The following is a 22909-nucleotide window of genomic DNA, read 5'->3' as shown; positions in this document are numbered from 1 at the left end:
ATAATTGGATTCAGTTACTAAAATATTGTATTTTGCTCAAAAGCAATATTTATTCTCTTTAATGACCTTATCGGCAATAATGTTTCTTAATTCAATAATGTTGGGCATGTTAACGTATTTCATATAACGTTTTAAACCCATAAGCATCATACGTTGTTCGTCTCCCGTAGAGAATGAAATAATGGAGTGTTTACCAGCCGTTTCAATAACATCTATGGCATGAAATAAGTTTAATTTAGCCATAGCTATTTGTTCTTTTACGGCTTCTTCGCCTTCTTTTTTAGCTAATTTTTCAGCTCTTAGGATAGCGGATTCCGCTAAATAAACTTGGATTAATATATCAGATGAAGCAAGCATTAATTGTTGATGTTTTTCTATGTCTTCACCATATTTTTGTAAAGCAGCACCAGCAACCATCAAAAATAATTTTTTAAGATTTTTAATAATGCTTTTTTCTTCGGAAAACAATTCTGAAAAATCTGGTGTTTCAAATGAAGGGATGCCAGTTAATTCGTTTGCCACTTCGGTAGCGGGTCCTAATAAATCCACATGACCTCGCATGGCTTTTTTAATCAGCATACCAATAGATAACATTCTATTTATTTCGTTGGTACCTTCATAAATCCGAGCGATGCGGGCATCTCTCCAAGCAGATTCAATAGGCGTTTCTTCGGAAAATCCCATACCACCAAAAATTTGAATGCCTTCATCGGTACATTTTTGGGTAAATTCAGATACCGCTACTTTTAAAATGGAACATTCAATAGCATATTCCTCCACACCTTTTAATTCCGCTTCTTGATGTGTGTCTTTTTCATTGTTTTTACGAAGTTCAATACGGTCTTCGATATTTTTAGCGGCTCGGTAACTCGCTGCTTCACCAACCCAACAATTGGTTGCCATTTCAGCAATCTTTTGTTGAATGGCACCAAAACTGGAAATTGGTGTATTAAACTGCACACGATCATTGGCATATTTTACGGATTCGGTAATCACACGGCGCTGCGCATCCAAACAAGCAGCGGCTAGTTTTATTCTGCCGACATTTAAAGCATTCATTGCTATTTTAAAGCCATTTCCTCTGCTGGAAAGCATATTTTCAACTGGGACAACGGTTTCATTATAGAATACTTGTCTGGTTGAAGAGGCACGAATCCCTAATTTGTGTTCTTCTTCACCCATGGTAATGCCGTTTGGATTCTTCGGGTCATATTCAACAATAAAACCTGTGATGTTTTTGTCATCTTCAATACGGGCAAAAACAATCATCAAACTACAAAAACCAGCATTTGAAATCCACATTTTCTGACCAGTGATTTTATATGATTTTCCGTCATCCGATAACACTGCTTTTGTTTTTCCGGAGTTGGCATCACTACCAGCACTTGGCTCGGTTAAGCAATACGAACCAAACCATTCCCCTGAAGCGAGTTTAGGGATATATTTCTGCTTTTGTTCTTCTGTTCCGTATAATAAAATGGGTAAGGTTCCAATACCTGTGTGTGCACCGAAAGCAGTACTGAATGACCCCGTGGCACCTGAAATATAGTCGCAAACGAGCATCGTATCCACAAATCCCATGCCCATGCCACCGTATTCTTCTGGGACGGAAACACCTAAAAATCCCATTTCCGCAGCTTTTTTCATGCAAGATTCTGTTAAGGCATAATCTTTTGCTTCAAAGCGTGGTTTGTTTGGCCAAATTTCTCTGTCCACAAATTCCGTAACAGCGTCTTTCATCATTTTTTGTTCTTCCGAAAAATCTTCTGGAATGAATATATCCTCACAGTTTGTTTCTTTAACCAAGAATTGACCACCACGTAAAATGTTTTCTTCTGTTGTTTCCATTTTTTTTAGATTTATAGATTCAAGAACCAAGATCTAAGACAGATGATTTTGTCTCGATTTGATACTTGAATTATTTTTTGTATTTCTTTTATTTTTACTCTAATTGTTTTAATTCTTCTTCAGAAATAGTTTAATTCCAAATTTTTAGATTCTTGTAATTATGACGCTTTCTCAATCCCACCGATAAATTTCTATATTCTATTGTCTAGTTTCTATTATCTTTTGTCTTAACCAAGAAATTCAAATATCCCACAAGCACCTTGCCCAGTCCCAACACACATCGTTACTGCTCCATATTTACCAACCATAGTTCGTTTACGCATTTCATCAAATAATTGTACGGATAGTTTGGTTCCTGTACAACCCAACGGATGGCCTAATGCAATAGCACCACCATTCACATTCACAATATCTTTATTAAGGTGTAATTCTCTTATAACCGCTATGGATTGGGAAGCAAAAGCTTCATTTAATTCTATCAAACTCAAATGATCTAGTTTTAATCCTGCTTGTTGTAATGCTTTAGGAATGGCCTTTACAGGACCAATGCCCATAATGCGAGGTTCTACGCCCACAGCAGCATAACTGACCAATCTGGCGATGGGTTCCAAATTTAATTCTTTAACCATATCTTCACCCATGACCATTACAAAGGCAGCACCATCACTCATTTGTGACGAATTCCCAGCGGTAACGGAGCCATTGGCAGCAAAAACAGGACGTAATTTTGCTAACGCCTCTATACTCGTGCCAGCCCTTGGACCTTCGTCTTTTGTTACGGTGTATTTTTTTATTGCTTTTTTACCATGGTCATCTAAATACGTTTCTTCCACTTCAATGGGAACAATCTGATCTTGAAAACGATTTTCAGCTTGAGCTTTTAAGGCTTTCATATGTGAATTATAGGCAAATTCATCTTGGTCTTCACGAGATACGTTAAATTGGTTGGCAACAGCTTCCGCCGTATTCCCCATACCCCAATAATAATCTTCGTGCCCAGCTTTTACGGTATTATAATTTAATTCGGGTTTAAAACCTGTCATAGGCACAGAACTCATGCTTTCAGAGCCTCCAGCAATGATACAATTTGCCATGCCTGATTGAATTTTAGCAACCGCAATGGCAATAGTTTCGATTCCTGATGAGCAAAAGCGATTGACGGTCACTCCGGGAACATCTACAGAATTTAAACCAATAAGCGATATAAATCGAGCCATGTTTAAACCTTGTGCGCCTTCTGGCATGGCGTTTCCAACAATCACATCATCAATACGTTTAATATCTAAATTGGGTAATTCTTTCATCATGTGCTGGATGGTTTCCGCACCCAATTCATCCGCTCTTTTAAAACGGAACACACCCTTTGGCGCTTTGCCAACGGCCGTTCTGTATGCTTTTACTATATATGCTTGTTTCATTTTTTTAGATTTTTAGACTCCTTAGATCTATAGACTAGTTAGATTTCTAAAATTCTAGAAATCTAACCATCTAAAAGGTCTAGTTACGTAATGGTTTCCCAGTTTTTAACATGTGTTGAATACGTTCTAAGGTTTTACGCTCTGTACATAAACTTAAAAAGGCTTCACGTTCTAAATCCAATAAATACTGTTCGCTAACTAAAGTTGGTTCCGATAAATCGCCACCTGCCATGACATACGCTAGTTTGTTAGCAATTTTATGGTCATGTTCACTTATAAAATTGGACGCTTCCATAGAATCCGTTCCTACTAAAAACATCCCAAGAGCTTGTTTTCCCAAAACTTTAATATCTTTTCTTTTGATAGGTTGAGTGTAGCCCGTTTCAGCCATTAATTTTGCATAGGATTTAGCGGTTGCTATTTGTCTGTCTTTGTTAACGACGACAATATCTTTCCCATGTTGAAGGATTCCCAAATCAAAAGCCTCATAGGCAGAAGTTGATACTTTTGCCATGCCGATGGTTAGGAAATAATCTTGTAAGGTGTTCAATTCCACATCACCTTTTCTAAACGTATCCTGAGCTCTTAAAGTCAGTTCCTTAGAACCACCACCTCCAGGAATAACGCCAACCCCAAATTCTACCAAACCAATATAAGTTTCCGCTGCAGCAACTACTTTATCAGCGTGCATGGATAATTCACAGCCGCCACCCAAACACATACCATGGGGAGCAGAAATGGTCGGGATTGAGGAGTATCGCATGCGCATCATGGTATCTTGAAAATATTTAATGGCTCCATTAAGTTCGTCATATTCCTGTTCTACCGCCATCATAAAAATCATGCCTATATTAGCGCCAACAGAGAAATTGGCTGCTTGATTACCAACCACCAAGCCTTGAAAATCTTTTTCGGCTAAATCAATGGCTTTATTAAGTCCGGCCAGCACATCGCCACCAATTGTATTCATTTTAGATTGGAATTCACAATTTAAAATACCATCACCTAAATCTTCTACAACCACACCAGAGTTTTTAAATACTTCATTGGATTTTCTAATATTATCCAGAATGATGAAAGCATCCTGTCCTGGAATTTTTTCTTGGGTTTTCTTAGGAATATCGTAATAATAAGTAGCTCCTTCTTTTATAGAATAAAACGATTTATTGCCCGATGAAAGCATCTCATTGACCCAAGCAGCAGGTTCTAAACCTTCAGCTTTCATTATTTCAATGCCTTTTACAACACCAATGGCATCCCATATTTGGAATGGGCCGTGTTCCCAACCAAAACCAGCTTTCATGGCATCATCAATCTTGTATAATTCGTCTGTGATTTCAGAAATTCTGTTAGAAACATAAGCGAACATTGAAGCAAAATTCTTTCGGTAGAAATCACCTGCTTTGTCTTTTCCTGAAACTAATATTTTAAAACGATCAATAACTTTATCGATGGTTTTAGTTTGTTCTAAAGTGGGAAAATTTGATTTTTTTGAAGGTTTGTAGTCTAGAGTATTTAAGTCTAATGCTAAAATGCTATTACTTTCTTTTTTGTAAAATCCTTGTCCCGTTTTACTTCCCAACCATTTGTTTTCCATCATTTTGCTTATAAAATCTGGAAGTTTAAAAAGCCCATGAGCTTCGTCATTAGGACAGTTTTCGTAAATGCCATTAGCAACATGAACTAAGGTATCCAATCCAACAACATCGACGGTTCTAAATGTAGCGGATTTTGGTCTGCCAATAACAGGACCTGTTAATTTATCGACATCCTCAACAGTCAAACCAAGTTCTTTGACTTGATGAAACAAACTCATAATACCAAAAATACCTATTCGGTTTCCTATAAAAGCTGGTGTATCTTTAGCAATGACTGAAGTTTTTCCTAGAAATTGTTCGCCGTAATTGTTCAAAAAACTTAAAACTTCTGGAGATGTTTTAGGTCCGGGAATGATTTCAAATAATTTTAAATAACGTGCCGGATTAAAAAAATGTGTCCCACAAAAATGTTTTTGAAAATCCTCACTTCTGCCTTCACTCATAAAATGAATCGGTATTCCAGAGGTGTTAGATGTAATTAAGGTTCCAGGTTTTCTATGTTTATCAAGGGTTTCAAAGACTTTCTTTTTAATGTCCAGACGTTCTACAACCACTTCAATAATCCAATCAGCTTCAGACACTTTAGAAATATCATCTTCTAGATTTCCTGTTGTAATTCTACTGGCAAATTTTTCGTGATAAATAGGAGAAGGCTTCGATTTTAAGGCATTGGTAAGGGAATCATTGACCAAACGGTTTCTAACAGCTTTGCTTTCAAGTGTTAGACCTTTTGATTTTTCTGCATCGTTAAGTTCTCTGGGAACAATATCTAAAAGTAACACTCCCACTCCAATATTGGCAAAATGACATGCTATGCCACTTCCCATAATACCGGATCCAATAACTGCAACTTTATTAATTAAACGTTTACTCATAATTTAGTTGTACTATAACCTTTTTATTGATTGTATATTTTTTTATTTGAAACTAGATGGTTTATCAGTTCCGATACTTCATAAAAATGTTTTAATTTTTCTTCTGAAACATTGTTTTTAATGGCCTCGTTAAATGCAAGTACCTTTTCTCTTGAAAAAGCTCTTTTTTCTCTTCCAAAATCTGTTAAGGTGATGATGACACCCCTTCCATCTTCAGGATTTGGTTGGCGTTCTATTAAGCCATTTTGTTCCATAGTTTTTAATATTCTGGACAAACTGGTGGCTTCCATGCCCATTTTAGGGCCTAATGCTGTTGAAGGTGTTCCTTTTTCTGGGTCGATGCTTAAAAGTGTAAAGCCAGTTGCCATAGTGCTGCCAATTTTTGAAGCTTCTTCATTATACATTTTTTGAACTGTTAACCACGTGGTTCTTAATACATAATCGATCGTTTTGTCTTTCATCTGCTTATGATGGTTGGTTTTTTATAAATCAGCTATCATATCTTTTAATAATGGTATGTAAAGATTTTTTCCATATCCATTATTCATTAATATCTGGTTCGTTATTTCAAATATACAAAAACATATTATGCATGCATAATATGTTGAAATAAAATAAAGTTAAAAAAAAACCACTCATTGTTGTTGAGTGGTTGAGAAAATGATTTATTGATATATCTTATTATAAAGATCTATGTATTTTGCCTTGATGTCCTTTCGCTTCATTTTCATGGTAGGTGTTAAGTGCCCAGCATCAATAGACCAAATATCAGGAGTTAATTCAAATTTTTTGATTTGTTCCCATTGTCCAAATTTTTTGTTGGCTTCATCTATTTCTTTCTGAATTCTTTCAATGACTTTTGGATTGTTACTAATACTCAAGTCAGTAGAAAAATCAATACCATGTATTTTACCCCATTTTTTAACAAAATCAAAATTGATTTGAATTAAAGCAGCAGGCATTTTTTCGCCATCACCTACAACCATAACTTGTTCTATAAACCGAGATTGTTTTAATTGATTTTCAATAATAGATGGTGCTATGTATTTGCCACCAGAGGTTTTGAACATTTCTTTTTTTCTATCGGTAATTTTTAAAAAACCATCAGGGTCTATTTCTCCAATATCCCCAGTATGGAAATAACCATCAATTAAGACTTCATCCGTTTTTTCAGGATCTTTAAAATACCCAAGCATCACATTGGGGCCTTTAACAAGAATTTCACCATCTTCAGCAATTTTAACACTTACATTATCAATAATTTTGCCTACAGTGCCTATTCTAAAACCACCATGTCTAACATCGTTTACAGATATAACGGGAGAGGTTTCCGTTAAGCCATATCCTTCCATAATGGGTAATTTGGCTGCTGCAAAAACTCTTGTAAGTCTTGGTTGTAACGCGGCACTACCAGAAACCATGATATCCAGTTTGCCACCAAGCGCTTCTTGCCATTTTTTAAATATCAATGCTCTAGCTATTTTTAATTGTAATTCGTACCAAAAACCATTCTTTCCATAGGGTTCGTATTTTAAACCCAAGTTAAGCGCCCAAAAGAAAAGCATCTTTTTTATTCCTTTTTGGTCGTTTCCTTTGGAAACAATTTTATCATACACTTTTTCATATAATCTGGGAACACCGGTCATTACATTTGGCTTCACTTCTTTTACATTGTCACCCATTTTCTCGATGGATTCTGCAAAGTAAATCTCAACACCACAGTATAGATATAAATAAAGAATCATACGTTCAAAAACATGACAAACAGGAAGAAAGCTTAAAGCTTTGGATTTTCCATAATGAAAAGGCACGCGCTTTTCGCTATCCAATACATTTGAAACTAAGTTATTATGTGAAAGCATAACTCCTTTTGGTTTTCCTGTAGTTCCAGAGGTATAGATTAAAGTTGCTAAATCATGAGGTAATACACTATTTTTCCTTAATTCTACCTCATTTTGGTTGCTGGCGTCTTCTCCTAATTTTAAAATTTCGGTCCAATGATTTTCATTTTCAATACGATCGAATGTGTAGATATTTTTAAGTTTTGTATTGTTTTTAATGACGTTTAGCTTTTGTAAAACCTCATTATCTGAAACAAAACAATAAATAGCTTCGGAATGATTTAAAATATATTCATAATCTTCAGAAGAGATTGTAGGATAGATGGGCGCATTTTGAGCGCCTATTTGAAGGACACCAATATCTAGAATATTCCATTCGGTTCTATTTGAAGAAGAAATTATAGCAATCTTATCGTTTGGTTTTACACCCAAACGTAATAACCCTCGGCTAATGGCATTGGCTTGATTTATAAACTCTTGTGTGGACACAGATTGCCACTCACCATCGTATTTTGTGCTGAATGCTTTTTCCAAATTATAAGTCTTTAACTGATAATAAGGGAAATCAAAAATCCTATTAATTTCTGCCATTTAGTTATATATATAAGTTCTTGTAATGCAAAGTATGAAATTAAAAACGATTTTCAAATTAGCAAATTAAAAGCAATTTTCTTGCTTGCTTATAAATTTTAAATGTTGTTTTCTATTTAAACCTAAAATGAATGTTACTAATAACATGATTTAAGTCATTGAATTTCAAGTTTCAGAGATGTAACTTTAGAGTTATAATTTGAATTATGAATTAATAAAAAAGTATAGATTATGGAACTATTGGAAAAAGCAAAGACCAGAGTTTTTAGATTTGGAAACAAATCTGCCGATGGTAATAGTAAAATGAAAAATCTGCTAGGAGGCAAAGGTGCCAATTTAGCAGAAATGAGTTCTATTGGAATTCCTGTGCCTCCAGGTTTTACAATCACAACCGATGTTTGTACCGAATATAATTTATTGGGAGAAGAAGTTGTTATCAATAATTTAAAATTGGAAGTTGAAGAATCTATAGCGAATATTGAGTCATTAATGGGAGCAAGGTTTGGAGATATGAACAATCCCTTGTTGGTATCGGTACGTTCTGGAGCCCGGGTTTCAATGCCGGGCATGATGGATACCGTTTTAAACCTTGGCATAAACGATGAGGTTGTTATTGGCCTAGCTAAAAAAGCGGATAATGAACATTTTGCTTGGGACTCGTATCGCCGTTTTATTCAAATGTATGGCGGTGTGGTTTTAGGAATGAAACCAGAATCTAAGGAAAGCATGGATCCCTTCGAAGAAATAATGGATCACCTTAAAGAAAAGAGAGGGATTCGTTTGGATACCGAATTTTCGGTACAAGATTTAAAGGATTTGGTTTATGATTTTAAAGATGCCGTTAAAAAGCAAACAGGTCGTAACTTTCCAACTGACCCTTGGGAACAATTATGGGGAGCCATTATAGCTGTTTTTAATAGTTGGAATGGAGAGCGTGCCATGTACTACAGGAAAATGCATGGTTACCCAGAAGATTGGGGAACGGCAGTGAATGTTCAGGCTATGGTGTATGGTAATATGGGCGATAATTCGGCCACAGGTGTTTGTTTTACAAGAGATGCTGGTACGGGTGAAAATGTTTTTAATGGTGAATATTTGGTAAATGCTCAAGGAGAAGATGTAGTAGCGGGCATTAGAACCCCTCAACAAATCACGAAATTAGGGTCTTTACGATGGGCAGAATTGGCTAGAATTGATGAAGAGGTGAGAGCCAAAGATTATCCATCACTTGAAGAATTGATGCCTGGGAATTATAATGAATTAGTTGGTTACGAACACATATTGGAAAAGCATTACCGGGATATGCAAGATATGGAGTTTACCATCCAAGATGGAAAACTTTGGATTCTTCAAACAAGAAATGGTAAGCGTACTGGGGCTGCGATGGTTAAAATTGCGGTGGACTTATTACAAGAAGGTTTGATAACTGAGGAAGAAGCTTTGTTGAGAATTGAACCTAACAAATTAGATGAGTTATTACATCCTATTTTTGATCCGGAAGCCTTAAAGAGCGCTCATGTAATTGCTCAAGGTTTGCCAGCATCTCCAGGTGCAGCTACTGGTAAAATTGTATTTTTTGCTGATGAAGCCAATAAGTTCAAAAATAGCATACTAGTGCGTATTGAAACGTCACCTGAAGATCTTGAGGGAATGAATATTGCCAAAGGGATCTTAACGGCTAGAGGAGGTATGACATCACATGCAGCCGTGGTAGCAAGAGGGATGGGCAAATGTTGTATCTCTGGTGCAGGTGCTTTAAAAATAAATTATAAAGACAGGACACTAACTGTCGGTGAGCATGAATACCATGAAGGTGACTGGATTTCCTTGAATGGTTCTACGGGCAATATTATTGAAGGTAAAGTAGCTACCGTTGAGCCAGAATTGACGGGTGAATTTGCTGAAATCATGAAGTTGACAGATAAATATGCCATAATGCAAGTAAGAACCAATGCAGATACACCTAATGACGCTAGAATAGCCAGAGGTTTTGGTGCCCAAGGCATTGGTTTAACGAGAACGGAGCATATGTTCTTTGAAATTGATAGAATCAAAGCTATGCGTGAAATGATTTTGGCAGATACCGTAAAAGGTAGAAAACAAGCATTGAATGGATTGTTGCCTATGCAACGCTCCGACTTTGAAGGGATTTTTGAAGCGATGGAAGGTTTTCCGGTGACTATTCGTCTGTTGGATCCCCCTTTACATGAGTTTGTTCCTCATCAATTAGCAACTCAAAAAGAACTTGCAGATGAAATGCATATTTCATTAATGGCAGTGAAGAATAAAGTGGCTGAACTGGAAGAGTTTAATCCCATGCTAGGACATCGAGGCTGTAGGTTAGGAAATACCTATCCAGAGATTACCGAAATGCAAACACGTGCCATCATTGAAGCCACGTTAAACCTAAAAGCCAAAGGGATTATTAGTAAGCCAGAAATTATGGTGCCATTAGTAGGTACGCTTAAAGAATTTGAAATGCAAGAACAAATAATCAGGAACACTGCAAAAACTGTTTTTGAAGAAAGAAATGACACCATAGATTATTTAATTGGAACCATGATTGAAATCCCACGAGCAGCATTGGTGGCAGATAAGATTGCCCAAAAAGCTGATTTCTTTTCATTTGGCACGAATGATTTAACTCAGATGACTTTCGGTTATTCCCGTGATGATGCTGGTAAATTCCTGCCAATTTATATCGAAAAAGGCATTTTGAAAGTAGATCCTTTTGAAGTTTTGGATCAAGAAGGTGTTGGTGAATTGATTAAAATGTCAACCGAAAGAGGAAGACGTGTTAAGCCAAATTTAAAAGTTGGTATTTGTGGGGAACATGGCGGGGAACCAAGTTCCATTGAATTCTGCTATAAAACAGGTATGAATTATGTGAGTTGTTCTCCTTTTAGAGTTCCCATAGCGAGATTGGTTTCAGCACAGGCTGTAATTAAAGAAACCAGGTAGTATTAATATTTTTTTTCATAATTAAAAAGCCCAGGTAATTATAAATTATCTGGGCTTTTTTAAAACAAGATTATTTATTATTTGTTTTCAATCCATTTTCTGGCATTCACAAAAGCTTCTAGCCAAGGAGATACCTCGTCGTTTCTGTTTTCTGGGTAATATGCCCAATTCCATTGAAATGTGGAGCGTTCAATATGTGGCATGGTTACTAAATGTCTGCCTGTTTTATCACACATTATGGCCGTATTAAAATCGGAGCCATTTGGGTTATGTGGATATTCGCCATAACCATATTTGGCAACAATATTGTATTTGTCTTCGGAATAAGGTAATTTAAACTTTCCTTCGCCATGTGAAATCCAAACCCCTAAAGTAGAACCTGCAAGCGTTGAAAGCATCACGGAATTATTTTCTTGGATTTTTACAGAAGTAAACCCACTTTCGTGTTTATGCGATTCGTTATGATGCATTTTTCCGTGAATCTCGTGTTCCGGATTAATCAAGTCTAATTCCATCCACAACTGACAACCGTTACAAATACCAACAGACAACGTATCTTCTCTTTTGAAGAAATCCTGAATGACTTTATTTGCTTTGTCGTTGTATTTAATAGCACCTGCCCAACCTTTGGCAGAACCAAGAACATCGGAATTTGAAAAGCCTCCAACAGCTCCTAAAAACTGAATGTCTTCCAAGGTTTCACGACCAGAAATTAAATCAGTCATGTGCACGTCTTTTACATCAAAGCCAGCTAAATACATGGCATTTGCCATTTCGCGTTCAGAATTGCTTCCTTTTTCACGGAGGATGGCGGCTTTGGGACGCGCTCCCCTTTCCTTTGGAGAGGGGTTGGGGGTGAGGCCTGTAAAATGTTTAGGAAATGTATAGTGGAGTGGTTGATTTTTATAATTATCAAATCGCACTTGAGCTAAATTATTAGCGGTTTGTTTTTGGTCTAAAAGGAATGATGTTTTATACCAAACATCACGTAATTCTGAAATGTTTAAGTTGAAAGTATCAGCATTGTTTTTGATACTTAATTGGTTGATTTCAGTAACTTTTCCAATGTTTAAAAACTCAATTTTAGCAGATTTTAAAACGGATTCAATGGAAGCGTCTTTAGATTGAATAACAATACCAGCATTTTCTGAAAATAACAGTTTAATGGAATCTTTTTCAGATAAAGCAGAAAGATTTAATTCAGCTCCAAGCTTAGTATCCGCAAAGCATAATTCTAAAAGCGTGGTAATCAATCCACCCGAAGCAACGTCATGTCCTGCAACAATTTGATTATCTTTTATTAATTTCTGAATGGTATTGAATATATTTTTAACATAAGCAGCACTTTTTACAGTGGGCGCATCATTGCCTATTTTGTTTAATATTTGAGCAAACGAGCTTCCGCCTAATTTAAAATCGTCTTGAGAAATATTAATATAATAAATACTGCCTGCATTTCTTTTTAAAACAGGCTCAACCACTTTAGTAATATCGTTACAGTTTCCAGCTGCGGAAATAATCACTGTTCCAGGAGCAATCACATCCTCATTAGGATATTTTTGCTTCATGGATAAGGAATCTTTTCCTGTCGGAACATTAATGCCTAAATCAATTGCAAATTCCGAAACGGCTTTAACGGCTTCATACAAACGGGCATCTTCACCTTCGTTTTTACACGGCCACATCCAGTTTGCGGATAGGGAAACGGATTTCAATTCGTCTTTTAACGGTGCCCAAATAATATTGGTTAAGGCTTCTGTGATGGCATTTCTACTGCCTGCTGTTGGATCAATCAATCCCGAAATAGGCGAGTGTCCAATCGAAGTCGCAATACCTTCTTTCCCTTTATAGTCAAGAGCCATAACACCCACGTTATTTAAAGGTAATTGTAAAGGCCCAGCACATTGTTGTTTAGCCACTTTGCCACCAACACAACGATCCACTTTATTGGTTAACCAATCTTTAGATGCCACAGCTTCCAATTGTAAAACTTGCTCTAAATAATCATGAAACTTATTGGAATCATAGGTAACTTCATCGTAGTTTCTTTCAACTGTTTTATCGGTCATGATGGTTTTTGGCGAACTACCAAACATATCTTCCATAGCTAAATCCATAGGCTTGTGGCCATTGGTCTTAGATTCAAATGTAAAACGATCATCACCAGTCACATCACCAACAGTGTACATAGGCGAACGTTCCCTATCGGCAATACGTTGTAATATATCAATATGGTCTTTATCAATCACCAAGCCCATACGTTCTTGAGATTCGTTACCGATAATTTCTTTATCGGAAAGTGTCGGGTCACCAACAGGCAAGGCATCTAAATCGATGTTCCCACCGGTAGCTTCTACCAATTCACTTAAACAATTTAAATGACCTCCAGCACCGTGATCATGAATGGAAACGATGAAATTTTCATCACTTTCAACCATCCCACGAATAGCGTTTGCAGCACGTTTTTGCATTTCTGGATTGGAACGTTGCACCGCATTTAACTCAATTCCAGAAGCAAAAGCCCCTGTATCAGCACTAGAAACGGCAGCACCGCCCATACCAATGCGGTAGTTTTCGCCACCTAGAATGACTATTTTATCGCCCGTTTGTGGTTCGCTTTTTAAAGCTTGGTCTTTTTTACCGTAACCGATACCACCGGCTTGCATAATCACTTTATCGAAACCAAGTTTTCTTGCTTCCTCTTCATGTTCAAAGGTTAAAACCGAACCACAAATGAGTGGTTGTCCAAATTTGTTACCAAAATCCGAGGCGCCATTACTAGCTTTTATTAAAATATCCATGGGGTTTTGGTACAGCCATTTGCGTTCAGGAAAGGCTTTTTCCCATGGGCGATTTTTTTCCAATCTAGAATATGACGTCATATAAACCGCTGTACCTGCAAGAGGCAAGGAGCCTTTTCCACCAGCCAATCTATCACGGATTTCACCGCCAGCACCTGTTGCTGCTCCATTAAAAGGCTCTACCGTTGTTGGGAAGTTATGGGTTTCTGCTTTTAAGGAAATCACAGACTCAAAATCCTTTACTTCATAAAAATCTGGTTTGTCGGCAGACTTTGGTGCAAATTGCTCCACTTTTGGTCCATCAATAAATGCCACATTATCTTTATATGCTGAAACAATGGAGTTGGGGTGTGTTTCAGATGTTTTTCTGATTAATTTGAAAAGTGATGTTGGTTTTTCTTCACCATCAATCACAAAGGTGCCGTTGAAAATTTTATGGCGGCAATGTTCTGAGTTCACTTGTGAAAAACCAAAAACTTCAGAATCCGTTAATGGGCGACCGATTTTCTTAGACACACCTTCCAAATAACTGACTTCTTCATCGCTTAATGATAGGCCCTCTTTTTTGTTGTATGCCGCAATATCCTGAATATTTAGAATAGGTTCAGGCTTAATATTTATAGTAAATGATTCTTGGTTTAATCCGTTGAATTTCTCAGAAATCATGGGGTCGTAATCCTTAAAATCTTTGGAAACGGCTTGAAATTCCTCAATACGAATGATATCAGAAATCCCCATGTTTTGGGTAATTTCCACAGCATTGGTGCTCCACGGAGTTATCATAGCGGCTCTAGGGCCAACAAAAAAAGCATCTAGAGATGCTTGTTCTATTTTTGGCTGGTTGCCAAATAACCACACTAATTTCGTTATGGTTTCGGTTGATAATTCTTTTGTTGTTTGAACAGCAAATATATTGCCGGTTACGTTTCCAAAGAAATGAATCATTATGTATCAGTTTGTGTTGCGTTTAACAAAGTGCAAATTTACTTTTTTTAAGTCTAATTTGGTGTAAATATGCCATTGAAAATTTAGAGTTATTCACGTTGTTATCAACTAAAAAAACGACTTTAAGTTGGTTTTAATATTATTCTTTCCTCTCCAACAAAGCCATATAAAATCCATCAAAACCCGATTGATGTGATAATACTTTTTTGTCTTTTAAAAGTGTAAAGCTTTTTCCGGCTTCCGATTTTAAAAAGGTCTTCACTTGTTCTTGGTTTTCAGAAGGTAAAATAGAACAGGTTGCGTACACTAATTGTCCGCCCACTTTTACTATTCTGGAATATTGTTGTAAAATCTCTTGCTGGGTTGTTTTTATTTTTTCAATAAAATCGGGTTGTAATTTCCATTTGGCATCCGGATTTCTGCGTAAAACTCCCAATCCAGAACATGGGGCATCAATCAGCACTCGGTCAGCTTTATCATATAATTTTTTAATGACCTTGGTAGAATCAATGGCTCTGGTTTCAATATTGTGGGCACTGTTTCGTTTGGCACGACGTTTTAATTCGTGGAGTTTATTTTCATATATATCCAGAGCTATAATTTGTCCTTTATTTTCCATTAAAGACGCAATATGCAATGTTTTCCCGCCTGCACCTGCACAAGCATCTACCACACGCATACCCGGTTGTACGTTTAGAAATTCAGCGACTAATTGCGAAGAGGCATCCTGTACTTCAAACAAGCCATTGCTAAAGGCATCCGTAGTAAATACATTGGCGCGTTCTTTTAGCTTTAAGGCGTGTGGATAGTCTGGAAGGATTTCTGTTTCAAATCCTAAGTCAAATAATTCTTCCTGTAATTTTTCTTTGGTTGTTTTTAGGGTGTTGACTCTTAAAATAACATCGGCTTGTTCGTTTAGGGCCTCCATTTCTTTGCTCCAAACTTTGTCACCAAGTTCTTTTGCCCCCAATTCATCTATCCAATCGGGAATGGATTCTTTGAATTTTCTAATTTTTGAAAGTTCATCAAAACGGCCTTTTATTTTGCGTGTTGGTGTCTCTTCAAAATATTTCCAATCGGGTAATTTAATGCCTTTTAAGGTTGCCCAAACGGCAAACATGCGCCATAGATTATCCCTATCAAAAGGTTCTTTAACTTCAGCAATTTCGGCATATAAACGTTTCCAACGTACAATATCATAGGTGGTTTCTGCAACAAAGGCACGGTCGCGTGCACCCCAACGTTTATCGCGTTTTAATAATTGTTGAATCACTTTATCGGCATAATGACCTTCATTGAATATCAAAGTTAATCCGTCAATAACCGAAAAGCATAAATTTCTGTGTAATCGCATGGTTTGTAAATAAGGCTGCAAAGTTACATTAATATGTTGATTTGTTGAATCGTTTGGGTCTTTATTCGTTTAGCTTTTATATTTTTATACACAATTGAAATTTATGAAACAGCTTTGGGTTTTTTGTTTATGTCTAGCGTTTTTGTTTTCCTGCGGAGGGAAGGACACATTTATACCGCGAAACTTTAATCACGTAAGCATTGAAACGATTTATTCGGACTCCTTGTTAAGTATTAGAGCCATTGATATTTTAAATGATGGTAGTTTGGCCTTTGCAGCCAACGAAGGTGTCTTTGGATTGTATAATCCTAGAAAAGACATGTGGCAAACATCTGTTCAAACCTATGATACTTTAAATTTAGAGTTTAGAGCCATTGCACATACTGCAACCGATTTTTTCATGTTGAGTATTGAGAATCCAGCCTTGTTATACAAAACAGGAGATAAGGGAAAAATGGAATTGGTTTATGAAGAACATGCTACGGGTGTTTTTTATGATGCCATGTTATTTTGGAATGATAACGAAGGTATTGCAGTTGGGGATAGCATGAACGGATGTTTATCCATTATTATTACTAGAGATGGTGGGAATACTTGGAATAAAATAGCATGTGCTAATCTTCCAAAGGCAGAAGAGGGTGAAGGTGCCTTTGCTGCTAGTAATACCAATATTAAAATTATAGGTAACAAAATATGGATAGGAACAACAGCTGGGAATATTTATATGTCTGATGACAAAGGATTAACTTGGGATGTTGTAAAAACACCTATTGTAAAGGCCAAAGACACTGAAGGCATATATTCTATTGATTTTTATGATGAACTTAATGGATATGCTATTGGTGGTGATTATACCAATCCAGATGCTAATACTGCCAATAAAATGCTAACAACGGATGGTGGAAAAACATGGCAATTAGTTGCTGAAAATAAAGATCCAGGATATAGTAGTTGTGTACAATTTATTCCTAACTCAAATGGAAAGGAATTGGTGGCGGTTGGATTAAAAGGCATTGATTTTAGTAACGATTCTGGATTAACATGGAAACATTTAAGTGACGAACCTTTTCATGCGCTTCGGTTTTTAAACGATGGTGTGGGTTATGCAGCAGGTTCCAAAAGAATTTCTAAAGTTGCTTTTAGAGAATAAGTTCAAATAAAAAAGGGAAGCTTGAACTTCCCTTTTTTTTATCTGTTACTATTTTCCCTGCGTCGTTTATTAAATTCTTCGAGCATTTTCCTGTTAAAGTCTTCTTCGGCATTTTTTAAAGCTAAAATCTTTTTTGCTGGAATGATGCTTCGGAGTTTCTTTATTAATTTAACGTCTTCAGCATGGATTTTACCTTCTATTTCTACAGCTTTATTTAAAAGTTCATTTGCTTTGTCATCAGAAATGGAAGCATAATTTTGTCTAATTTCATGAACTACTTTTCGAAACTCGTTAAATTTAAGGTTGCTAACGGTGTCGTCATAAGCATTATACACAGGCCAAAATTGTTGCGCTTCTTTTTCGGTTAAATTCAGTTTTTCGGTTATAAAAGCAATTTTAAGGCTTTTAATTTTATTTTCTTGAGCAAATATGCTTAGTGAAAAGCACAAGGCTAAAGTGATGATAATGGTTTTCATTTTTATTTATTTTTATTCTGAAAAGTAATCTTCAATATCAATATTGTTTAAAATATAGTTTTCCATGTTTTCTTCAGAGAAATTATGCTCTATAAAGTTTTCTTCCACAATGTCTTCATTAGTCAAAAGTGATGCCATATCGTAGGAGTCTATATATTCATTCATAATATAGCTTTCAAGAGATGCAGTTTCTAAAGTTTCAAAAGAGACACTTTTTTTGTTAAAAACAGATAAATTAAATAACAACAATATGGTTGCAGCAATACTGGAAACATAAAGTAAGTTTCTTCTGGTAAATAAGTTGATGACTTTGGTATTCTCGTTTTTAGAGATTTTATTTAATACAGTATCTCCCAAAGATTCGAAATAACCATCAGGAACTTTAAATCCAGAACCCTCTATGTTTTTAAGTTTCATTTGACTTAAAACAGCATCTTCTATACCTTCAAAATAATTGTTAGGTACTTTAAATCCTGCGTTTTTGATATTTTTTAATTTGTCACTCATAACCCTTAGACTTGGTTTTTATATAAAGGTTTAATTTTTAGTTAAATATGCTTCAATTTTTTTTACGGCTAAATGATAAGAGGCTTTTAAAGCACCTTCACTAGTTTCTAAAATATCTGCCATGTCCTTGTATTTTAAATCTTGAAAGTATTTCATATTAAATACCAGTTGTTGTTTTTGCGGTAGTTTTGAAATGGCTTCTTGTAATTTTAATTGCATCTCATTGCCATCGAAATATACATCTGTTGCCAGATTGGTTATTGTTGAATCTTGTAATTCTTCGTTTGATATTAAAAGTTGTTTGGCGTTTTTGTTAAGTAGGGTTATGGATTCGTTTGTTGCAATACGGTATATCCAAGAAAACAATTTACTATCTCCTTTAAAGCTATGTATGTTACTATAAATTTTGATGAACGTGTTTTGAAGTACATCGTCGGCATCATCATGAGACTTCACAATATTACGAATATGCCAATATAAACGCTCTTTATAAAGTGTCATTAAGGTTCTAAAAGCCTGTTCTTTATGTTTTTCAGATTTTAAATCTTCAAGCAGTTGTGCTTCGTCGGTCACAAAATATAGTATTCAAGTTAGACCGATAAATATACTAAAAGTTTAACCTGATAATTTCTAATTTTTTATCAAAAGATTAATTAATTGATAATCAAATATTTGCATATAAAATAATCGACGAAATGCTTATTTAACACGATTAAATGCAATTTTTCTTGTAAACTATTTTTTTTTGTTTTAAGTTTGCTCCAGAAACCTACTTAATATTGTTAGTGGTCCCCAAATCTAGCAATGAACGAAAAAAAAAAGGATAGAACCCCCCAAGTCTCTATCCTTTTTTATTTTATACAGTCTCCTTGTTAGTCGAAACTTTGCATATCTACCAATTTTTTATAAACACCATTATTGGCTATGAGTTGGTTGTGCTTGCCTTTTTCTACAATCTCACCTTTATTAAGTACAATAATTTCATCGGCATTTTGTATGGTAGATAATCTATGTGCAATAACAATGGATGTTCTGTTTTTCATCATATTTTCAAGCGCAATCTGAACTAAACGCTCACTTTCGGTATCCAAGGCAGAAGTTGCTTCGTCTAAAACCATAATTGGTGGACTTTTAAGAACGGCTCTAGCAATACTCAATCGTTGTTTTTGACCACCAGACAACTTATTTCCTGAATCGCCAATATTTGTTTCTATTCCATTGGGTAAATCTTTAACAAATTCCCAAGCATTGGCAATTTTTAAAGCTTCAATAACCTCTTCATCGGATGCGTTATCATTTCCGATTTTTAAATTGTTTTTAATACTTTCATTAAAAAGAATGGCGTCTTGGGTAACGATGCCAAGTTGGCTGCGTAAAGACATGGTTGTTAAATCTCGAATATCGATGCCATCAATTAAAATCCGACCTTCATTCACATCATAAAACCGGGTGATGAGATTGGCTATGGTCGATTTACCACTACCAGATTGTCCAACCAATGCAACAGTTTTTCCTTTGGGAATGGTTAATGAAAAATTCTTTAAAACGTATTCGTCTTGATATTTGAATGAGATATTTTCAAATACTATTTCAGAATCAAATCCTGTTTTTATAACAGCATTTATTTTGTCTTTTAATGGGTTTGGTGTATCAATAATTTCTTGAATACGTTCTGCCGCAGCTCCACCTTGTTTTATATTGTATAATCCTCTTGAAATAGCTTTTGCTGGAGTTAATATATTGTAAGCTAAGCCCATGTAAATTAAGAATGAGCTTCCATCTAACCCAGACGTGTTTGAGTCGCTTAAAACTAAATTTCCTCCATACCATAAAAGAACGGATATAACCATAATACCTAATAATTCACTGGTAGGTGATGCTAAATTTTGGCGGTTCAATAATTTATTGGAGAAATGATAAAATCGAGTTGTGGATTCCTGAAATTTATCGTTAAATTTTCCTTCGGCATTAAATCCTTTAATAATGCGAAGACCAGTAAGTGTTTCTTCCAAAGTGGATAATATAACTCCTTGTTCTTTCTGAACACGATCAGATTTTCTTTTTAAGCTTTTGCCAACATAAGAAATTATGATTCCAGAGATAGGAATAAAAATAAAAACGAATAGGGTTAATTGCGGACTTAAATAAAGCATCGCAATTATTGTGAAAATGATAGTTAATGGCTCACGTATGATAAGTTCTAGAACAGGTAAAAAAGAATATTCCAACATGGAGACATCATTTGTAACACGAGCCATAATATCGCCTTTTCTTTGTTCTGAAAAATAAGAAAGTGGTAATTCTACGGTTTTTTTATAGACAGCATTTCTAAGATCTCTAATGACTCCGTTTCTTAAAAAAACCAAAAAATAATTTGCTAAATAACCTGCTAAATTTTTCAATAAAAACATGAGAATGATTAAGCATATCACAAATATTAATGCTTTAGACTTGTCTCCTCCAGTAAATTGATTCATGTAAAAAGACAAATAATCTTCAATAAAATTACCAACTTTTAATAATCCTTCGTAAACAGGTTTCACGGAAGGGACTTCTTTGTCTTTTCCAAAAATGACATCCAGCATGGGTTTTAAAGCCACAAACGATAGGGTGCCAAATAAAGCAAAAAACACATTAGAAATAATGTGTCCAATTGCAAATCGTTTATAAGGTATGGCGTACCGTAATATATTCCTAAAGTGATTCATTAACTAAGCTTCATGTCTTTTAAAATAGCATCAATTTTTGCGTCAAGCGCAGCTTCAGTTTCCTTGAATTTTGAAACGGACTCCAGTTTTGTATTGACGCTGATATAAAATTTAATTTTCGGCTCTGTACCGCTAGGACGCAAAGCTATTTGGCTACCATCTTCGGTATGATAAATTAAAACGTTTGATTTGGGTATGTCTAGGATGTTTTCTTTACCAGTTATCATGTTTTTTGATATGGATAACTCATAGTCATCAATTTTAACTACTTTAGAACCATTAACAATTTTAAATGGATTTTCACGAGCATCAATCATCATTTGATTAATTTCTTGAGCCCCTTCAATTCCTTTTTTTGTTAATGACACTAATTTTTCTTTGAAATAACCATGTTCTACATACAATTGTAATAATTCATTGTAAAACGAACTACCATTTGCTTTTGATATGGCCGCAATTTCACAAGCCAAAAGCGTTGACGTTACAGCATCTTTATCACGAACAAAATCGCCTACCATGTAGCCAAAACTTTCTTCGCCACCACCAATAAAATCAAGTTCTGGAAAATCATGGATTAATTTAGCAATCCATTTAAAACCAGTCAGAACAATTTTACTGTCAACACCATAAGCAGTTGCTAGATTAGTCAACATAGGCGTAGAAACGATGGTAGATGCAATAAATTCCTTTCCTTTAATTTTACCTTCCGATTTCCATTTTTTCAATAAAAAATCGGTCATCATTAACATGGTTTGATTGCCATTCAATAATTGTAATTTATTTTCAGAATTTCTGACTGCAACACCTAATCTGTCACAATCTGGGTCGGTTCCAATAACGATATCAGCACCCACTTTATCAGCAAGTTCCAATGCCATTTTTAAGGCTGCTGGTTCTTCTGGGTTTGGCGAAGCCACTGTTGGGAAATCCCCATCAGGCACTTCTTGTTCCTTTACTATATGTACATGTTTATAACCAGCACGTTTTAAGGTTTCTGGTACGGCAGTGATGGATGTTCCGTGAAGTGACGTAAACACAATTTTTAAATTATCCTTAGCTTCTTGAGAAGCCCCAACACAACCGTTTTTTACTGAAGCATCGATAAAAACATTATCTACATCTTTGCCTATATAATGAATTAAACTAGTATTAGGTTGGAATTTTATATTTGAATACTCAACTTTATCAATAACTCTAATTACGGCTTCATCATGTGGTGGCACTAATTGACCACCATCTTGCCAATATACTTTATAACCATTATATTCAGGAGGATTGTGGGACGCCGTTAAAACAATGCCGCAATGGCAGTTTAAATGTTTCACGGCAAATGATAATTCTGGGGTTGCCCGTAAATCTTCAAATAAATACACTTCTATATTGTTTGCCGAAAACACATCGGCAACCACTTTAGCCAAGGTTTTACTATTATGTCTGCAATCAAAAGCAATGACAGCTTTTGGGGTTTCATTAGGGAAACATGTATGTAAATAATCACTTAAACCTTGCGTGCTTTTCCCAAGGGTGTATTTATTGATTCTGTTTGTTCCAACGCCCATAACACCACGCATGCCACCAGTTCCAAACTCTAAATCTTTATAAAAACTCTCTTGAATGTCTTTAGGGTTGTGAGCAATGCTGTCTTTAATGAAATCTTGAGTTTCTTTATCAAAAGATGGTGTTAACCATTTGTTTATTCTATCTAGAATTTTTGGCTCAATGTAAATCATGGTTGTGGTGTTTAAAATTATTAATGATTATAGTGATTTGGAACATTACAAAAATATATAATTAAGAGGTTAGTTTTAGGTTTTTATAAAGCATATTTGGGACTTA

At 35.5% G+C, this 22909-nt stretch carries 14 protein-coding genes; 2 read left to right on the top strand and 12 right to left on the bottom strand.

The genetic code is table 11. The annotated features are described in order from the left end of the window. Window positions 1-36: 36 nt before the first annotated feature. From CDH49_RS07465 to CDH49_RS07445, 5 genes are all read right to left on the bottom strand, one after another. Window positions 37-1848, bottom strand: a complete 1812-nt coding sequence (locus CDH49_RS07465) for an acyl-CoA dehydrogenase family protein (protein WP_100614862.1) — start codon at window positions 1846-1848, stop codon at window positions 37-39. Window positions 1849-2075: 227 nt separating this feature from the next. Beyond that, window positions 2076-3266 carry an acetyl-CoA C-acyltransferase gene (locus CDH49_RS07460; RefSeq protein ID WP_100614861.1) on the bottom strand — a complete coding sequence of 397 codons (1191 nt, stop codon included), beginning with the start codon at window positions 3264-3266 and terminating at the stop codon, window positions 2076-2078. Window positions 3267-3345: 79 nt separating this feature from the next. Then, the gene (locus CDH49_RS07455; RefSeq protein ID WP_100614860.1) at window positions 3346-5739 is read right to left on the bottom strand and encodes a 3-hydroxyacyl-CoA dehydrogenase/enoyl-CoA hydratase family protein; all 2394 of its coding nucleotides are present in this window, start codon (window positions 5737-5739) and stop codon (window positions 3346-3348) included. Between the two features lie 23 nt (window positions 5740-5762). Then, window positions 5763-6200: a MarR family winged helix-turn-helix transcriptional regulator gene (locus tag CDH49_RS07450; RefSeq protein WP_100614859.1), complete on the bottom strand. Its 438-nt coding sequence runs from the start codon at window positions 6198-6200 to the stop codon at window positions 5763-5765. Window positions 6201-6404: 204 nt separating this feature from the next. Further along, entirely contained in the window at window positions 6405-8171 is a 1767-nt protein-coding gene (locus tag CDH49_RS07445) for an AMP-dependent synthetase/ligase (RefSeq protein ID WP_100614858.1), read from the bottom strand. A gap of 231 nt (window positions 8172-8402) precedes the next feature. On the opposite strand from CDH49_RS07445, the gene ppdK reads away from it, so the two are divergent. Next, on the top strand, window positions 8403-11132 hold the full coding sequence (ppdK, locus tag CDH49_RS07440) for a pyruvate, phosphate dikinase (RefSeq protein ID WP_100614857.1): 2730 nt from the start codon (window positions 8403-8405) through the stop codon (window positions 11130-11132). Between the two features lie 77 nt (window positions 11133-11209). Here the strand turns inward: ppdK and purL are convergent, their stop codons facing one another. After that, entirely contained in the window at window positions 11210-14878 is a 3669-nt protein-coding gene (gene purL, locus CDH49_RS07435) for a phosphoribosylformylglycinamidine synthase (RefSeq protein WP_100614856.1), read from the bottom strand. Window positions 14879-15017: 139 nt separating this feature from the next. Further along, window positions 15018-16232 carry an RsmB/NOP family class I SAM-dependent RNA methyltransferase gene (locus CDH49_RS07430; RefSeq protein ID WP_100614855.1) on the bottom strand — a complete coding sequence of 405 codons (1215 nt, stop codon included), beginning with the start codon at window positions 16230-16232 and terminating at the stop codon, window positions 15018-15020. A gap of 223 nt (window positions 16233-16455) precedes the next feature. On the opposite strand from CDH49_RS07430, the gene CDH49_RS07425 reads away from it, so the two are divergent. After that, window positions 16456-17382, top strand: coding sequence for a WD40/YVTN/BNR-like repeat-containing protein (locus tag CDH49_RS07425; protein WP_317044385.1), 927 nt, complete (start codon window positions 16456-16458; stop codon window positions 17380-17382). 38 nt (window positions 17383-17420) lie between these two features. On the opposite strand, the gene CDH49_RS07420 is transcribed toward CDH49_RS07425, so the two are convergent. From CDH49_RS07420 to CDH49_RS07400, 5 genes are all read right to left on the bottom strand, one after another. After that, window positions 17421-17858 carry a sensor of ECF-type sigma factor gene (locus tag CDH49_RS07420; protein WP_100614853.1) on the bottom strand — a complete coding sequence of 146 codons (438 nt, stop codon included), beginning with the start codon at window positions 17856-17858 and terminating at the stop codon, window positions 17421-17423. A gap of 12 nt (window positions 17859-17870) precedes the next feature. Continuing rightward, window positions 17871-18365 carry a hypothetical protein gene (locus tag CDH49_RS07415; RefSeq protein ID WP_100614852.1) on the bottom strand — a complete coding sequence of 165 codons (495 nt, stop codon included), beginning with the start codon at window positions 18363-18365 and terminating at the stop codon, window positions 17871-17873. 30 nt (window positions 18366-18395) lie between these two features. Next, window positions 18396-18938, bottom strand: coding sequence for an RNA polymerase sigma factor (locus tag CDH49_RS07410; RefSeq protein WP_100614851.1), 543 nt, complete (start codon window positions 18936-18938; stop codon window positions 18396-18398). 299 nt (window positions 18939-19237) lie between these two features. After that, window positions 19238-21073, bottom strand: a complete 1836-nt coding sequence (locus CDH49_RS07405; RefSeq protein WP_100614850.1) for an ABC transporter ATP-binding protein — start codon at window positions 21071-21073, stop codon at window positions 19238-19240. Further along, window positions 21073-22803: a phospho-sugar mutase gene (locus CDH49_RS07400; RefSeq protein WP_193434719.1), complete on the bottom strand. Its 1731-nt coding sequence runs from the start codon at window positions 22801-22803 to the stop codon at window positions 21073-21075. Before CDH49_RS07400 ends, CDH49_RS07405 begins: the two co-directional genes overlap by 1 nt. Window positions 22804-22909 lie beyond the last annotated feature (106 nt).

The sequence above is a fragment of the Confluentibacter citreus genome, from assembly GCF_002807055.1.
Classification (GTDB): Bacteria; Bacteroidota; Bacteroidia; order Flavobacteriales; family Flavobacteriaceae; genus Confluentibacter; species Confluentibacter citreus.
The sequence above is the reverse complement of the archived record's forward strand: the minus strand, read 5'-3'. Positions and strand labels throughout refer to the sequence as shown.

Coding starts and splice junctions, on each gene's coding strand:
- CDH49_RS07455 (WP_100614860.1), bottom strand. CDS start 5,739: ATGAGTAAACGTTTAATTAATAAAGTTGCAGTTATTGGATCCGGTATT.
- CDH49_RS07405 (WP_100614850.1), bottom strand. CDS start 21,073: ATGAATCACTTTAGGAATATATTACGGTACGCCATACCTTATAAACGA.
- ppdK (WP_100614857.1), top strand. CDS start 8,403: ATGGAACTATTGGAAAAAGCAAAGACCAGAGTTTTTAGATTTGGAAAC.
- CDH49_RS07420 (WP_100614853.1), bottom strand. CDS start 17,858: ATGAAAACCATTATCATCACTTTAGCCTTGTGCTTTTCACTAAGCATA.
- CDH49_RS07445 (WP_100614858.1), bottom strand. CDS start 8,171: ATGGCAGAAATTAATAGGATTTTTGATTTCCCTTATTATCAGTTAAAG.
- CDH49_RS07460 (WP_100614861.1), bottom strand. CDS start 3,266: ATGAAACAAGCATATATAGTAAAAGCATACAGAACGGCCGTTGGCAAA.
- CDH49_RS07430 (WP_100614855.1), bottom strand. CDS start 16,232: ATGCGATTACACAGAAATTTATGCTTTTCGGTTATTGACGGATTAACT.
- purL (WP_100614856.1), bottom strand. CDS start 14,878: ATGATTCATTTCTTTGGAAACGTAACCGGCAATATATTTGCTGTTCAA.
- CDH49_RS07465 (WP_100614862.1), bottom strand. CDS start 1,848: ATGGAAACAACAGAAGAAAACATTTTACGTGGTGGTCAATTCTTGGTT.
- CDH49_RS07400 (WP_193434719.1), bottom strand. CDS start 22,803: ATGATTTACATTGAGCCAAAAATTCTAGATAGAATAAACAAATGGTTA.
- CDH49_RS07415 (WP_100614852.1), bottom strand. CDS start 18,365: ATGAGTGACAAATTAAAAAATATCAAAAACGCAGGATTTAAAGTACCT.
- CDH49_RS07450 (WP_100614859.1), bottom strand. CDS start 6,200: ATGAAAGACAAAACGATCGATTATGTATTAAGAACCACGTGGTTAACA.